Here is a 15,037-nt window from a genome sequence, read left to right as displayed (position 1 = left end):
TATACCAGCCTAACACATATTATGGATGCTGTAAAACGATAGGGGTTGATCTGACTAGTATTTACAAAGAACTAGGGTTATTTTATACGTAAAAATAATAGATGAAATTTTGAAAAATAAAGCTGTTTAATTATAGACCGTTATGTTGATTAACCGCTTACGGAAATTAAATAAAATATACATTATCGGTGGCGATCTAGCTCGTTTATAAATTGAAGGAATTAATTCGACCCTATTAAAAAAGCCACTATTTTTTTGAAGTAGTAGTGGCTTTTATCGTGATGATTTAGGAATGTTGGGCCATAATTTTTAATGGTTTTAGATAGTCTAGAAGACAAATGAGCGTAACTTAGGAATTTAATGAAGACTCAAAAGCACCACTTAACACAATCTTACCAACTTGATGACCGCTATTTAGTGTGGTTAAACCAGTTTTTAAGTTAGTTAAGTTAATTGGTGATAACGACGTTGAAACGCTAGCGGATAATTGTCCCGAAAAATACAGCGCTAATAGTTTACTCAGAATAACACTAGTACTGTCAGCGTGGAGATTGTAATCAGTTTTGGTAAACATGCGTTCAAAGCTAAAGCTTACAGATTTTGCTAAAAGTGGACTTAAGTCTAAGGGTGCAGTCGGCTTAACAATTGTGCCGATGTGGCCGAAAGGTGCAATTAATTCGGCCATCGTTGTCATATAAGGTACAGGATTATACAAGGCCGCAATGGCATCTAATTGGTTAAAGCCACTTTGATGGACGGCTTTAACGATGTCAGTATGGTAATCAATGGCAAAATTAACGCCGTGGTCGGCTAACCAAGGATTGTTTTTAGGACTGGCCGTGGCTAAGACGGTTAAACCCGCCCAATTAGCCAGTTGTGTCAGCATCGATCCCACACCACCCGCACCATTAATGACGAGTAGCGTTTTACCTTGATTGGCATTATGTGCTGGCGTAAAACCTAGTCGTTCAAAAAGCAATTCCCAAGCGGTTAAACCAACTAAGGGTAGCGCAGCTAGTTCATGAAGTGGCGCCTCTTGATCAACTTTAGCGATTAAGTTAGCTGCCACAGCTTGATAACGCTGGTAACTACCGGCGCGTTTAGTTGTTCCGGCGTAAATAACGCGGTCACCAATAGTTAAATTTTGCACCTGATCACCAAGCGCAACAATTTCACCAACAGCATCATAGCCGAGAATTAATGACTGACCTACTAAAGAAGAACGTCGTTTTTCGTCGATTGGATTTAACGAAAAACCTTCAACTTTGACAATTAAATCATTAGCTTTGGGATTAGGTATGTCAGATTGAGCGATAGCAAAGCTGTCTTTCGCGGTTAATTCTTGGCCACCTAGGGCAACAAAGGCTAAATTTTTTTCGGTCATTATCATAACTTCTTTCTTTTAAAAATCTTACATCAAGACTTTAACGTCACTATTATGGCACAAAAAAACCAGCAGAAAAACGAATTAGTTTTTCTACTGGTTTTATTTAGCTTAATGACTAATTAACACTAAATCTTATAAGTTACGATCCATGTTGAAAGTCAATTTAGATAAAGTAACACCCTTAGTGTAAAGTTTACCCATGAATTTCTTAGTCTTTTCGCGCATAGCAGCAACTGTTTCGTGGTTCTTTTCAGTTAAGAAGTTAGTTAATTCTTCACCACTATAATTCTTAGCTTCTTCATCAATAGCAGCAACTTGAGCACGCAATTCGCGACGGCATTCGATTAAGTAATCAAGATCGTCTTGAATGAAGTGTGAGTAGTTAGATTCAACTAAGACAGAAAGGGCACGATACATCCAATGTGCATCTTCAAAGTTGAATTCCATTGAGGTGTTGTTGAATGAAGGATCAGTGTCATTAGCATTTGCATAGAAAGGAATATATGGTGTGAAAGTAGGGTAACCTAAAGTAATCCACATTACAGCTGAAATTTCTTCAGGGACGTTGTTACGGATTTGTAAAACGTGAGAGTTCTGTGTCCGGTTCAAGCCAATTGGACGGTAACGATACTTGTCAGCATCGGAACCTTTACCCATTGGATCGAATGGTGTTTCGTTATAATGTGAGCCAAGGATTTGTTCGATATCGTCTGGAGAAATCTTATGACTTGTCCGGCAGATGAATGGTAATTCACTGCTTTCAGGATCTTGTTCAATTTCTGGGTTCAAGATATGTTGGCCATACCATACACGAGGTGTGTTATAGTGACGGTCTTTTTCGTTTGAAGTACCAAAGATATGGCGGAAGTTCCAGCCAGATTGGTCCACGTTTAAATGATGTTCTTCAACGAATTCTTGAATACCTTCTGACCACATAAAGTTGTCAGTGTCATCAAAGTCAACTTGTTGGATGGAAACTTGGTTAGCAGCGATTGCATAAGCATCGTCAGGGATACGTTGAGCAACCCAGTGATGACCAGTTACGATTTCCATGTACCAAACATCATCTTTATCACCGAATAAGACAGAGTTACCTGCTGGTGAACCGAATTTCTTGATTAATGAGCCTAAATACTTAACGCCATCTTTAGCAGAATCGATGTATGGTAAAACAGCAGTTTGCATGCAGTCTTCATCTAAGCCATCTTTAACCAATGGATCAAATGCTAAAGCACGTTCGTTACCATAAGTACTTTCAGTACAACTCATGGCAACGTTCTTTTCGTTAATACCACTTTCGTCATAATAACCTAAGTTTTTATAATCAACATTTGGTGCTGCGGGGTAACGGTAACCATTCTCTGGTAATTCCATTTGGAAACCGTTAAGGTATGATTTTAAGATACGACCCTTTTCACCTTTAACAGCAGGGTGCATATAGAAACGATGGGGCGCAACGGCGTGAAATGTATCGTCATTACGTGCGATCATAGTTGAACCATCAATACTAGCGTTCTTACCAACTAAAATAGTTGTACAAGCGCGCTCGATGTTTTGTTCAGACATTTTGTAGCCTCCAATTAAATAATTATAATTATCCATACTAACATAGCACAGAAACACGACATTGTAAAAAGGATAATGGCAAATTAATTAAAATAACATGACAAAGATGAGATCTTTAAAAGTCCGTTAAGCCGCTATCTTGCAACCGTTATTTCTATAATTGGATGATTTAACTATGCTATACTAAAATTAATTCGAGATGAGAGGTTTACCCAATGAAGACACGGACCGAACTTTACGCCTATAAAATGCCAAAACGTAGTCGCTTTCTAACGTTCTTGCTGGCGTTGACGCTAACTTTTTTAGTGGGAACGTGGCTAGTTCAGCATACGATTTTAGACGATGTTTTTGTGCAGCATCAACTACAAGATAGTAAGAGCTATCAGGATTTTACTGACCAGTTTAATAAGACAATTAATGCGCAAGCAGAGCAATCAGGAATTCCTAGCAGTACTTTAAAAGACATGGTTTCAGAAACAACCGTTGAGCAAGTATTGAACACCACGATGGCCAGTATTTATGCCAAAAAAGAAAACCCGATTGATGCAACGCCAATTTTGTCAGAAATCGATCAAAAAGTGCGAGCACAAACGAGTTCAATTGCAGCGGCTTCAGGTGTTTCAACTTCAGCTATTTCAGAAACAGTTCAGGCAAAATTCCAGACGTATATTGCTGACCAAGCCCAGCCGTATGCTAATCATATGGTTAGTTTGATGGTGACTTTGGAATCAGTAGCGCATATCGTGATAATTGTGAGTGGCCTTTTATCACTGTTGCTGGCTGCGATTATTGTTTATCGTTCCCAAGGACATATTCAAGGTTGGCGCTACTTATTTTGGGGAATTTTTTGGGCAGGGTTGTTTGTAGCTTTCCCAGGAATTCTATTACGCTTTAGTGACTTAATTGTGACCATCGCTCAAAATGCTAACAGCTATTCCAGTATTATTTTAACTTTAATCTCAAGTATCTTAATGGTCTTTGTTCGCGTAGGCGCAATTGTGGCAGTGCTAGGACTATTGGGCGTCTTAATATGTATTGTGTTACCATCATTTGGCAAACACAAGGAAAAGGGCAAATATTAGCCTTGACGTTAGTTAGTTTTCCAACCATAAGTGGCAAAATCAATGTCACGTTTGCGAGTCTTTGAAACGTAAGGATTGCCTGAGACAAAGTAGCGATAATGATCGGTCCATTCTGCAGCTGTTCGAACACCAATCCGCTGACTTTGCGCTACTTGACGAGGTATTTTAGCATAATCCTGGATGATTTTAATTGAACTATCGGCAAAATGCTGATAGTTCATTTTTGTATCGTGAATATTTAAGGCTTGCATTAATTTGCCTGGACCATTGCTTAATTCGAAGCCCGGCCGAGTACGATTATGGCGCATGATAGATTCACCAATCGCCGGTTCAAGACCACGGATTAAAACCCCTTGCGGTTCGTTGTTTGCTTGCGTCACAACATCAAAAGCATAAAAGCCACGAATCGCATAAATATAAATGCTACCAGCTTCACTATATAAAGGATCATTGGCACGTCCGTGTTTACCCTGATAGGCATGTGCGCCGGGATCTTCAGTACCTAAGTAAGCTTCGGTTTCAACGATATAACCACCAACTTGACCGGCGGGACTATCATAGATTAATAGTTTACCTAATAAATCCTGAGCAATATCTGCTGTTGGACGATTTGTAAAGAACTCATCGGCGAGCACATGATAATTTTGTAGTGGCGCCATATCTTACACTCCTAAAACAGGTTACTTATCAAGATGTAATAATTCACGTTTGAATTTAAGACCGCCACGGAAATCGCCCAAACCACCATCTTTACGTAAAACGCGATGACAAGGAATAACGACGCCAACTGGGTTTTTAGCAACGGCAGAGGCAACGGCACGAAATGATTTAGGTTGGCCAATTTCAGCGGCAAGTTCAGAGTAAGTTGTTGTTTTGCCTTGGGGTAATTGACGTAAGGCAGCCCAAGTCGCTTGTTGTAATTCAGTACCACCTAAATCTTGGCTAATAGAAAGATCGCTTAAGTGATTGTTGCCATCAAAGAAGTCTTGTAGGGATTTTTTATAAGGTTTAATAACGGCTGGACGACGTGTGTAAGTATATTTATCTAAATATTTAGGGAATAATTGATCGTATTCATCCCAACCGTCGTTGGTTAAACTAATGAATTGCAAGCCATCTTCAGCTACAATAATGAGGAAATGATGCTTGTGGATCTTAACGATATCAAATGCAAAGTTCATGATGAAAAAACACTCCTATAATCAAAATAGCGTACAGTTAAGTGTACCACAGTGGTCAATTGTTACGCAGCTTGTCTAAATAATGAATAGCAATATAAAAAGCCAACCGAATATTAATTCGGTTGGCTTTTTATTAAGCAGCAATTTCGTTTTGTTTTGATTTGAGTTTTTCGTGTGATTTACGTGCACGTAACGCCCAGAGAATAGAAGTTGTATCAACAACTTCTTGTAACATTGCCCCAAACAAGGCAGGGATAATACCGGTACTAGCAATCAACATTAAACCGATACAAATGAAGATCCCAATTAAAACAGAATGTTTAGCAACCGCCATAGTATCTTGTGAGATTTTAACCGCAGTTGCAACTTTAGAAATATCATCTTTTAGAATAACCGCATCTGCAGATTCACTGGCAGCACTGGCACCATGAGCACCCATGGCAATTCCGACATCGGCAGCAGCAAGTGCTGGGGCATCGTTAACGCCATCGCCAACCATGATTAATGGTCGTTGTTTAGCTGGTGTTTTAACAATTAAATCAATTTTAGTTTGAGGAAGACATTCGGCGTGGACATTTTCAATGCCAACTTGAGCCGCAATCTTTTCAGCAGCTGCTTTCTTATCACCGGTTAACATGGCAACGGTTTGAACACCGCTGCTCTTTAAATCTTTAATCGTTTGTGGTGCTTCAGGACGTAATTGATCGGCAAAGATTAAGTGACCAGCGTATTTGCCATCAACGGCAACATAAACGATTGATTGACCTTCTGCTAATTTGACTTTAGGTGCATCAGCTTCAATGAAGTCATGTTTACCGGCGGCAACCAGCTGACCGTCAATGCGACCGACAATACCAGAACCCGTTGTTTCAGAAAAATCAGTGACGGTTTTATTTTGGAAGTCAGGTTGGTCGTTGGCATAGCGAACAATAGCCCGGGCAAAGATGTGAGCAGATTGAATTTCGACACTGCCAACTAAGTCAATTAATTGCGCTTTAGAAACGCCAGCGACTGGTTCAACAGCGATAACGTTTAAACGGCCGGCTGTGATCGTACCGGTTTTGTCAAAATAAGCAGTTTTGGCAGTGGCCATTTTTTCAATTGAAGTACCGGACTTAATAATAATGCTATTCCGACTTGAACGACTCATACCAGAAACTAAAGCAACAGGTGCAGCTAAAATTAAAGGACAAGGTGAGGCTACTACTAATACTTCGGCAAAGCGATGAGGATCTTTAGAAATAATCCAGGCTAAACCGGCAATCACTAATGAAATAATCGTAAAAGGTACGGCGTAACGATCGGCCATTCGAACGAAATGAGCTGGCTTATCTTTAGACTGTTGAACTAATTTAACAATCGTTTGGTATTGAGAATCTGCGGCTGTTTTGGTAACGCGCATGGTAATCGCAGTATCACCGTTAATTGTCCCAGATAGTAATTCACTACCAGGCTTTTTAGGAATTAAAGTTGATTCACCAGTCATCGTTGATTCATCAAAGTTACCCTTACCTTCGATGACAATACCGTCAACAGGAACAGCTTCGCCAGGCTTGATAACAGCGATTTGATCGATTTCAACTTGATCAATCTTAGTATCTACAAGTTTGTTGCCCACTTTAATATGAGCAATATGTGGTGAGTTGTCTAATAGGTTCTTTAAATCTGAACCGGCCTTATTAGCGGCGTAATCTTCAAGTGAGTCACCACCAGTTAACATGACTAAAATCATTAAACTGGCCCAATATTCACCGACGGCTAATGTGGCAGTAATTGACATAATTGCTAATAAATCGACACCATATTTTCCGGAACGAAGTGTTTTGACCATTTCAATAAACATGGATAAGGCCAAAATTGCACCGACTACCGTGACAATAATTCTGGCAATGTTTGGTTGATGAAAACCAAATTCAACAACTAAGGCAATTGCCCCAATTAATAACACGGAAAGAAATTTCTTTTGATGATTCATGACGACTCCTCCATACCTAAAATACTATTATTGTTAGAATTATTTAAACAGTCATCCAGTGACTGAATAGTATTTAAATGATTTTAACTTTTGAACAAATCCATTGTAACACAACGCATGTTATTCGTAAATTAGAATTATTCTAAATAAGGATTGCTGATTAGTGACTTCTTTTTAGAAAGTTAGCTAACCTTTGATTTAGCATGATTAACAAAATATAAACAAGAAATATTCTTATAAAAATATTTCTACAAGAATTATTTTATCAGTCTTAGGTTGTAATTTCATTTAAAATGAGCGCAGGTGCTGTTATTTAAATAGAAGTAGAGTAAAATTACCATATGGATCAATAGGAGAAGCGTTAAATTGTTTATTTCAATAAATAAAAGTTTCTATTAGTAACTTTAAGGTAATGGAGGTGTCAAACATGCTAATGTATCTTTTGATCGCCGGCTTATTTGTTAGCTTAGGATTTGGTGTTTATTGGCAATCCCAAATCGTTATTCGTGCGCGTTATAAATTTACACCAATTATATTTAGTGTCCTGATCGGATCGTGGGTGTTGACTGCTCCAATTAATGACTGGTCATTTATCATTATGTTAGCTGCGTTCTTCACATTAAACATCATGGACGGTGTTGGTGGTATCGGTGAGAAACGCTTAGTGACCAATGGTTTATTTTCACGAGTGATCGATTATGCCAACATTACAGGTATTAAAATGTTACCCGTAACATTGCCAAACGGTAAAAATCGAGTTGTTGCTGTCTTTGTTATTAATGGCCGTCAGCAAATTCAAATGAATTTCAATCAAAAATTAGAAATCTTGGTTCAGACTTTGAAAAAATTATTACCAGAATCTGTCGAAATTGATGTTGAAAAGTTAGTTTAATGAAGTTAAAAAATAACCTTGATCGTGTTTTACGATCAAGGTTATTTTTTATTAAAGTATTGGTGATAATAAGCGGGAGAAATATTGTTTAAAGTGCAACCAATGAGACTGACTGCGGATAATTTCGGTTGTCAATAATGTTGATTTCTTCATGTCGTTTTCGAAGATGTCAGTTAGTTCCTGACTGACTTTGGAATCATAGATATAAGCATTGCACTCAAAATTCAAAGCGTAACTCCGATAATCTTGATTCATCGAACCAACAAAGCAAAATTCGTTATCACAAATTGTTGTTTTGGCGTGTAAGAAGCCATTTTCGTAAACATAAATCTTAATACCTGCTTCAGTTAATAAGTTAGCATAGTATTGGGTGGCGCGATAAATAAAGGGATGATCAGGCATCTGTGGAATCATAATCCGGACGTCAATACCAGAGCGGGCAGCAATAATGAGTGAACTTAGCATCGGTTCATCAGGCACTAAGTAAGGTGTCTGAATCCAAACAGACTTCTTAGCTGTCATCAACATCTTCATCATGCCGCCTTTAAGCGTATCTTCTTCGGTATCAGGACCATCGGAAACAATTTGAATAGGCGTATGGCCAACGGCAATTTTACTAGGATTAGGGAAATACTCATTTTTGAAAGTAATTCGTTGATCGTAACGTTCAATTGAAGCATTCCAATCCATTAAGAAACGTTCTTGTAGTGCGAGCACACTGGTACCCACGATTCGAATATGAGTATCGCGCCAGTAGCCAAACTTTTTACTACGGCCGAGGTATTGGTCACCGACATTAAAGCCACCAGTCCAACCGACTTTACCATCAATAATGACAACTTTACGGTGTAAGTGATAATTTAGACGGGTTTTACGAATTAGATCTCGTGAAGTAATAAAGGGCACAACTTCGCCACCGGCATCAGTTAAAGGCGCAAACCATTTTTTGTTTGCACCAGCTGAACCCCATGGATCATAAATTAACCGAACTTCAACGCCTTGTTGTGCTTTACGAACTAGCAGGTTTAAAAATTCATTACCAATTTCGTCATTGATGAACGAATAATACTCAACGTGAATAAATCGTTGGGCAATTTTAATGTCCATAAAGAGATTTTTGAACTTGTCTTTGCCATCAGTGAAAATTCGAACCTTATTATGCTGAGTTACTGGAGAATCTTCGGAACGGTCAAAGTAATCGATCAAGCCACGAGCATCATCAGTTGTATTACTGTCCCGCTTTGATTGACTTAGTTTTTTCATATCTTGCAGAATTAATTTTTTTAAGTGAGCCAAGCCAATGTGATCCTGATGACTTAAGGCAAATAGGTTTTCTTCGGCAATACCACGCCCTAAAAAAGCGTAAAGTAAAAAGCCTACCCCAGGCAACATCACTAGAACTAATAGCCATGCCAGCGTTGAAGGAATGCTTCGCGGCCGGTGAAAAACAGTGATAATTGCACCAGTCGTGTTAATAACCAATAGCCCCATAATAATTAGCAACACGATTCGTAGACTCATTAATTAAAACCCCATAATTTTTTGATAATTGTTTATTTTATGCCTTTTTTGGTGAACAATCAATCACGATCGTTGCCCCCACCAAAGAGTAAAACCAGGCGTAACAGCTGTAGAAAAGTTGATAAAACTGCAGCAACGTAAGTTAAAGCAGCGGCAGTTAGCACACTTTTAACCATTGGTACTTCATCACTTGTCAACAAGCCGTCATTTCTGAGAATATTTAAAGCTCGCGCTGAGGCATTGAATTCAACCGGTAAAGTCACCAGTTGGAAAATCAAAACTAAAGCAAAAGCCCAAATCCCAATATTAATTAAAGTTTGATTCCAGCTTAATAACACCCCGATTAAGATAATCGGGAAGGATAAATTCGAGCCAATATTAACTAATGGGAAAATTCCGGTTCGAATTTTTAAAGGTAGGTAGCCAGTGTGATGTTGAATGGCGTGACCAACTTCGTGAGCAGCTACCCCGATTGCTGCCACCGAAGTAGAATTATAAGTTGATTCAGACAGACTTAGAGTTAAGTTGCCAGAATTATAATTGTCCGTTAAATTACCAGCGACTTGTTGAATGCTCACGTCAGTAATCCCAGCGCCATCTAAAATGGCTTGGGCAGCTTGAGCCCCGGTGATACCGCTGGTACTGCGAACCTCATCGTAGCGCCTAAAAGTTGAGTTAACGTGTGCTGAGGCAATCATTGAAATCACTAACCCAGCAATTACTAAGATAAAAGTTGGATCAAAAAAGAAACCGTACATAAATGAAACCTCACTTTCTAAAATTAATAACTGTCACCATATTATAAAAAGCGCGCCCATTTAACGACCGACTAAAGACTGGTTTTTAAAGAAACAGCCCGATCAATGACCCAATTGTGGTCTTGCTCACGTAGCGAGAATCCTAGCTGATTTAAAAGCGTCTGGCTGGGTTGTGTCATTTGATTAGAAACTAGAACAGCTTCGTTAAATTCAAGTTCAGCAAATACAAATGTCACTAAACGAGTTAAAACTTCTTCTAGTTCAGCTGAAGTGGTATCGGCGGTTAAATATAAATGTAAGTCTGCAGTTTTGATTGAAATTTGTAAATTAGTCAGACTTGCTAAGCCAACTAAATTTTTATCAGGACGTTTAAAAATTCCCCAAGTTAATTCTTGGTTACGCATGACTTTTAGCATCAGTTGACTAATTTGTTCGGCAGCATGAGCTGTGGTTAATTCGGGTTGTTCAGTGACTTGCCGCATTAAATCGGTGCTGTGATTTAATCTAGCCGTGGTTAACCAGTCGAAGGTAAAATGTGGCGTCATAATTGGATGATATTTTTCAAATTTTTCCATAGTTAGCCTCCAAGTTCTGTTTCAAGTTTAGCATATGTAGCGGATTCTCACTGCTTGCCATGCTTAATGAAATAAAAAATCCACAATCAGGGCTAAAACTTGAACAAAGTCTAGCAGTTGATCGGGGATTTTTAATTAATGTTCAAATAAGAAACGATTAATAATACTCAATACATTATCGTCATCATGCATTTTAGAATGTTCAGCGTCTTGACCGTGCACCTCAACTTCATGGAAGGCTTTAACAATCGGCGCTAGAATATAACGAATGGATTTAGCTGAAATAACGCTAATATATTTATCTGTATTGCTATTGTCATCAATGTTGCCATAAATATTTAAGACACTAACATTACTAGGAAAGTGATCACGATTTAATAATAACCGCAAGTAGTGCGGATTCATTAATACTGGTCGACCTGATGGTAAGAGGCGGTTAACATTAGGCCAATCACCAAAAGCAACAACGCCGTCAAAAGGACCAGCAACCAGAACTAGTTTATTTAGTTTAGGGAAGTTAGCCTTATGATAGTTTCGCATTTCAACGCGAACTAAAGCCGTCGCACCTAAAGAATGGCCAACAGCATTATATTCATTGAAGTGGTATTTTTCTTTTAGTTTGGGTAGCACAATATCGAGCCAATTGACAATTTGGCGAGTTGGCATCCATTTATCTTTAAAAACGAGTTGGACAAGAGGATTGGGATCGTTTGACCAACAACCTTCATAAGTTAATTCACCACGCCAGTCTACGAGCACTTTAAGATAGGTTCGTGTCTTAATTGCTTTTTGGGCGCTTAGCACCATTTTATTGGTCGTATAGTCACCGCCACGAAAGCCGTGAACATAAACAGTGGGAATTTGTTGAGCGGTTGGCGTTAAGGACTTAATGCCATGATTCGGTTGTTGGGCCTTTGCAAGCTCTTGATGTTCAATTTTAGTTTTAGCTTGATGGCGAAAGTGGAGGAGCGTACTTACAGTTGCAAAGCCACTAACAGCACCCAACATACCGCTGGCTAACTTGTTTTTGGTATGGGTAGTATGTTTCAATAATATCATCCTAAATTATCAGATAGGTGGTTTTAACGATACAATGAACATCGTTATCCATTAAGGTATTATATTAAGAAAGTATTATATTTACAACTTACAAAGGAGTTTTTATGGTTAAAGGGAAGTATTATGTTGTGGCCAAAGGTCGTAAAACTGGCATTTTTAGAGATTGGCCGACCACTAAAGCATTAGTTGATGGTTATACTGGTGCCCGTTATAAAAGCTTCTTAACAGAACAAGAAGCCCAAGATTGGTTAGCAGGCTTTAAGAGTGGTTCGAATTCAAAACCGCCGGTTAGTCAATCGGCTCTTTTAGCAACTAACGAAGTGGTCAATCAGGCTCAGCAAATTCGAGTTTATACAGATGGGGGCAATCGTAATACTGGTAATGTACGTGGTGGTCACGTTAAGGGCGACGATTTATCCGCATGGGCTTATTTAATTGTGACCCCAACAGGTCAACGTTATGACGGTACCGCCGGTGAGTACGGTGCTACGAATAATAAAATGGAACTAACAGCATTGAGATCAGCTTTAGAAAGGCTGCAAGAATTAGGGTTACAAAATGATCCGATTTTAATGACATTAGATTCTCATTACGTGTTGGATCCTATTATGAAAAACTGGTTGGCCGGTTGGCAACGCCGAGGCTGGAAAAAGTCCAATGGCGAGCCGGTATTGAATTTAGAACTTTGGCGGCAAATCAGTGCCTTATTACCGCATTTCACGCAGTTAACCATGCAATGGGCTAAGGGTCATGCAAACAATGAAGGTAATATTTATGTTGACGAATTATTAAATCAAACCATGGATAAAATGTAGTTTGAATTTCTAGCTAAAAGAATTATAGCGATTAACAATAAAAGGTCTAAATCCAAAAATAGATTTAGACCCTTTACATTTTAAATAACAAAATATTGAACAGTTAGACTTTACTCGCCTAGATAAGCAAATACTTTCTTTTCATCGTAGATGTGTAGCATCTTTTCGAAAACAAAACGAGAGAGTAAGGCAGCAGCAATCGGAATAACGAACCAGACAATTAAGGCGATGACGATATTTAAGCCAGCATTAATTGATGCTAGTGGTCCCACTAACCCTACCAAACCGAAACCAGCTGAAGCCGGTGTGCCTAAAACATTGAAAATTGCAACCGGAATAGCTGAAATAATGCTGGTTGTTAAGATTGGCAATAGGATAATTGGGTGCCGGAATAAATTGGGAATCATTAATTTCATTGCACCTAAGGCCACTGCAATTGTTATACCAGATTTATTTGTCTTCCATGAATGAACGACTAAAACAACGGTTGTCACAGCAACACCCATAGCAGCCGCACCTGAAGAAAGACCGTTTAATTGAATGGCCATACCAATGGCCACTGTTGAAATTGGTGTGATGATAATGGTTGCAAACATGCAAGTAATTAAGATACACATCAGAATTGGTTGTAAATTGGTAAATGAATTAATTAAATTGCCAATCCAAGTGGTAATTTTAGCAACATAAGGCAGAATCAAAAAGCCGATCCAACCACTACCAGCACCAATAAGGATTGGTGAAAGGACAATTTTAACTGAGCCAAACTTGTTACCAATCCATAAGGTTAAAGCAACAGCTAATGCTGCTGTCAACATCGTGTTGATTAAATCACCAGTACCAGCTGATAGATAAGTACCGGCAGTTTTAGTGGCAGGATTAATTGCTTCAGCACTAAACTTAGTGACACCAGAACCGACATAAGCGGCACCGGCAACAATTGCCATATCTAACGGTGCTAATCCGAATTGTAAAGCGATCAAAGCACCAATTAAAAGTGGCGTGGTACATTGGAATACGACAACAACGTGAGTCAGACTTAAAGCGACTGGGTTGTTACCGAAAAGTTGTAAAATTGCTGCTAAAACTGCGTTAGGAATTAAACCGACAATGATACCCGTAGCGGTGCCGGCAAGAACTTTGTTAATAAAAATTTTGGGGGTTAATGATGGGGTTGATGCTTGACTCATGGTTAATCTCCTTTATTTTGCGCCGAGAATTTGTTCCTTAGCATGAATTTCTTGCGTAATTAAAGCACAGTAAGGTGTGGCAATGTTATAGTTTTGGCCTTTTTGCCAAACAGCACCGTTAATAAAATCAATTTCAGTTAAGCGATGATTCTTAACGAGATCTTGGTACATTGAAGGATAATGAGCGGCAATTTCTGCTGTAAAAGTGGCAGCAATGTGTTGATAAACTTCTGCTTCATCAAGGTTAACGCCTTCGTGAGCCGCAACTAGGGCAAATTCATGAATAATTGTCCGTAACATTGGTTCAGCAACATCAGTCTTACCAAGTTCACCGATATTACATTCTAATAAAGAGCAAAGACCGTTTAAGGTACCGTTGACACAAGCTTTACGCCAAATTGAGTATTTAACGTTTTCGCTGTAAGCAGGATTTAAACCAGCTTTTTCGAAGGTATCAATCACTTGAAGTGTGAAGTCTTTACCAGCTGGCGTAAAGTTTTGCAATTCAATATTACCGTCACCTAATAATGACAAATGACCAGGACCAGTCATACCGGCAGTCCACATCGTAATACCTAAAATTAAATGATCGATGTTGACGAAGTTTTTCAAAATTTCTTCGTGACCAATACCATTAAGTAAGCAAAGAACATAAGTGTTCTCTGAAATGATGGGCTTAACAGCTTCAAACATTGTTGCTAATTGATTTGATTTTGTAAAAGCGATGATTAAATCAGCGTGATCACCAATCTGGTCGATTTCTTCAGGGGAATAAATTGGCAATTTTACTGTTACTGGTTGTCCATTAAAGTCAGCTTGTAAACCATCTTGACGAATAGCGTCAATGTTTGCTTGCCAGCCATCAACTAAAGTAATATCGTTACCAGCTTGATGTAACATCATACCGAAACGGCCACCCATGCCGCCTGCACCTAAAATTGTAATCTTCATTTGAATTCTCCTTTGATTAAAAATGAATAACTTTTAAAATAATTATAACTAAATTTGATTAAAATAGCTATGGTTAAAATAAGTAGTG

Annotated in this window: 14 protein-coding genes; 3 read left to right on the top strand and 11 right to left on the bottom strand. The window is 38.7% G+C overall.

Annotation, left to right across the window (positions count from 1 at the left end):
* Positions 1 to 349: 349 nt before the first annotated feature.
* Both FC84_RS06255 and FC84_RS06250 read right to left on the bottom strand, forming a co-directional pair.
* Entirely contained in the window at positions 350 to 1,384 is a 1,035-nt protein-coding gene (locus FC84_RS06255; RefSeq protein ID WP_057756918.1) for an alcohol dehydrogenase catalytic domain-containing protein, read from the bottom strand.
* Between the two features lie 135 nt (positions 1,385 to 1,519).
* Positions 1,520 to 2,953 (bottom strand): C69 family dipeptidase, encoded by a 1,434-nt coding sequence (locus tag FC84_RS06250; protein ID WP_057756916.1) that lies wholly within the window; start codon positions 2,951 to 2,953, stop codon positions 1,520 to 1,522.
* A gap of 215 nt (positions 2,954 to 3,168) precedes the next feature.
* Here FC84_RS06250 and FC84_RS06245 point away from each other — a divergent pair, with 215 nt between their 5' ends.
* Positions 3,169 to 4,035 carry a hypothetical protein gene (locus FC84_RS06245; protein ID WP_057756914.1) on the top strand — a complete coding sequence of 289 codons (867 nt, stop codon included), beginning with the start codon at positions 3,169 to 3,171 and terminating at the stop codon, positions 4,033 to 4,035.
* A gap of 8 nt (positions 4,036 to 4,043) precedes the next feature.
* On the opposite strand, the gene FC84_RS06240 is transcribed toward FC84_RS06245, so the two are convergent.
* From FC84_RS06240 to FC84_RS06230, 3 genes are all read right to left on the bottom strand, one after another.
* On the bottom strand, positions 4,044 to 4,694 hold the full coding sequence (locus FC84_RS06240; protein ID WP_057756912.1) for a DNA-3-methyladenine glycosylase: 651 nt from the start codon (positions 4,692 to 4,694) through the stop codon (positions 4,044 to 4,046).
* Between the two features lie 21 nt (positions 4,695 to 4,715).
* Positions 4,716 to 5,216 carry a methylated-DNA--[protein]-cysteine S-methyltransferase gene (locus tag FC84_RS06235; RefSeq protein WP_057756910.1) on the bottom strand — a complete coding sequence of 167 codons (501 nt, stop codon included), beginning with the start codon at positions 5,214 to 5,216 and terminating at the stop codon, positions 4,716 to 4,718.
* Between the two features lie 133 nt (positions 5,217 to 5,349).
* A complete protein-coding gene (locus tag FC84_RS06230; RefSeq protein ID WP_057756908.1) occupies positions 5,350 to 7,191 on the bottom strand; it encodes a heavy metal translocating P-type ATPase in 1,842 nt (613 codons plus the stop codon).
* A 427-nt stretch (positions 7,192 to 7,618) separates the two neighbouring features.
* Here FC84_RS06230 and FC84_RS06225 point away from each other — a divergent pair, with 427 nt between their 5' ends.
* Complete coding sequence (locus FC84_RS06225) at positions 7,619 to 8,083, top strand: hypothetical protein (protein ID WP_057756907.1); 465 nt, start codon at positions 7,619 to 7,621, stop codon at positions 8,081 to 8,083.
* A gap of 51 nt (positions 8,084 to 8,134) precedes the next feature.
* Here FC84_RS06225 and cls read toward each other — a convergent pair whose 3' ends face one another.
* The 4 genes from cls to FC84_RS06205 all read right to left on the bottom strand — a co-directional run bounded on the left by cls (position 8,135) and on the right by FC84_RS06205 (position 11,987).
* Positions 8,135 to 9,604, bottom strand: a complete 1,470-nt coding sequence (gene cls / locus FC84_RS06220; protein ID WP_057756905.1) for a cardiolipin synthase — start codon at positions 9,602 to 9,604, stop codon at positions 8,135 to 8,137.
* Positions 9,605 to 9,663: 59 nt separating this feature from the next.
* Positions 9,664 to 10,362 carry a zinc metallopeptidase gene (locus FC84_RS06215; RefSeq protein ID WP_057756903.1) on the bottom strand — a complete coding sequence of 233 codons (699 nt, stop codon included), beginning with the start codon at positions 10,360 to 10,362 and terminating at the stop codon, positions 9,664 to 9,666.
* Positions 10,363 to 10,433: 71 nt separating this feature from the next.
* Positions 10,434 to 10,937, bottom strand: a complete 504-nt coding sequence (locus tag FC84_RS06210; protein ID WP_057756902.1) for a GNAT family N-acetyltransferase — start codon at positions 10,935 to 10,937, stop codon at positions 10,434 to 10,436.
* A 135-nt stretch (positions 10,938 to 11,072) separates the two neighbouring features.
* Positions 11,073 to 11,987: an alpha/beta hydrolase gene (locus FC84_RS06205; protein WP_225733066.1), complete on the bottom strand. Its 915-nt coding sequence runs from the start codon at positions 11,985 to 11,987 to the stop codon at positions 11,073 to 11,075.
* Positions 11,988 to 12,100: 113 nt separating this feature from the next.
* Here FC84_RS06205 and FC84_RS06200 point away from each other — a divergent pair, with 113 nt between their 5' ends.
* Positions 12,101 to 12,811, top strand: a complete 711-nt coding sequence (locus tag FC84_RS06200) for a ribonuclease H family protein (protein WP_057756900.1) — start codon at positions 12,101 to 12,103, stop codon at positions 12,809 to 12,811.
* A 110-nt stretch (positions 12,812 to 12,921) separates the two neighbouring features.
* On the opposite strand, the gene FC84_RS06195 is transcribed toward FC84_RS06200, so the two are convergent.
* Together FC84_RS06195 and FC84_RS06190 are read right to left on the bottom strand one after the other, a co-directional pair.
* Positions 12,922 to 13,998, bottom strand: a complete 1,077-nt coding sequence (locus tag FC84_RS06195) for a PTS sugar transporter subunit IIC (protein WP_057756898.1) — start codon at positions 13,996 to 13,998, stop codon at positions 12,922 to 12,924.
* A gap of 12 nt (positions 13,999 to 14,010) precedes the next feature.
* The gene (locus FC84_RS06190; protein WP_057756896.1) at positions 14,011 to 14,949 is read right to left on the bottom strand and encodes a 2-dehydropantoate 2-reductase; all 939 of its coding nucleotides are present in this window, start codon (positions 14,947 to 14,949) and stop codon (positions 14,011 to 14,013) included.
* Between the last annotated feature and the right edge of the window lie 88 nt (positions 14,950 to 15,037).

The sequence above is a fragment of the Lapidilactobacillus dextrinicus DSM 20335 genome, from assembly GCF_001436095.1.
GTDB lineage: Bacteria > Bacillota > Bacilli > Lactobacillales > Lactobacillaceae > Lapidilactobacillus > Lapidilactobacillus dextrinicus.
This window is presented reverse-complemented; position numbering and strand designations above follow the sequence as displayed.

Coding starts and splice junctions, on each gene's coding strand:
- FC84_RS06255 (WP_057756918.1), bottom strand. CDS start 1,384: ATGACCGAAAAAAATTTAGCCTTTGTTGCCCTAGGTGGCCAAGAATTA.
- FC84_RS06250 (WP_057756916.1), bottom strand. CDS start 2,953: ATGTCTGAACAAAACATCGAGCGCGCTTGTACAACTATTTTAGTTGGT.
- FC84_RS06245 (WP_057756914.1), top strand. CDS start 3,169: ATGAAGACACGGACCGAACTTTACGCCTATAAAATGCCAAAACGTAGT.
- FC84_RS06240 (WP_057756912.1), bottom strand. CDS start 4,694: ATGGCGCCACTACAAAATTATCATGTGCTCGCCGATGAGTTCTTTACA.
- FC84_RS06235 (WP_057756910.1), bottom strand. CDS start 5,216: ATGAACTTTGCATTTGATATCGTTAAGATCCACAAGCATCATTTCCTC.
- FC84_RS06230 (WP_057756908.1), bottom strand. CDS start 7,191: ATGAATCATCAAAAGAAATTTCTTTCCGTGTTATTAATTGGGGCAATT.
- FC84_RS06225 (WP_057756907.1), top strand. CDS start 7,619: ATGCTAATGTATCTTTTGATCGCCGGCTTATTTGTTAGCTTAGGATTT.
- cls (WP_057756905.1), bottom strand. CDS start 9,604: ATGAGTCTACGAATCGTGTTGCTAATTATTATGGGGCTATTGGTTATT.
- FC84_RS06215 (WP_057756903.1), bottom strand. CDS start 10,362: ATGTACGGTTTCTTTTTTGATCCAACTTTTATCTTAGTAATTGCTGGG.
- FC84_RS06210 (WP_057756902.1), bottom strand. CDS start 10,937: ATGGAAAAATTTGAAAAATATCATCCAATTATGACGCCACATTTTACC.
- FC84_RS06200 (WP_057756900.1), top strand. CDS start 12,101: ATGGTTAAAGGGAAGTATTATGTTGTGGCCAAAGGTCGTAAAACTGGC.
- FC84_RS06195 (WP_057756898.1), bottom strand. CDS start 13,998: ATGAGTCAAGCATCAACCCCATCATTAACCCCCAAAATTTTTATTAAC.
- FC84_RS06190 (WP_057756896.1), bottom strand. CDS start 14,949: ATGAAGATTACAATTTTAGGTGCAGGCGGCATGGGTGGCCGTTTCGGT.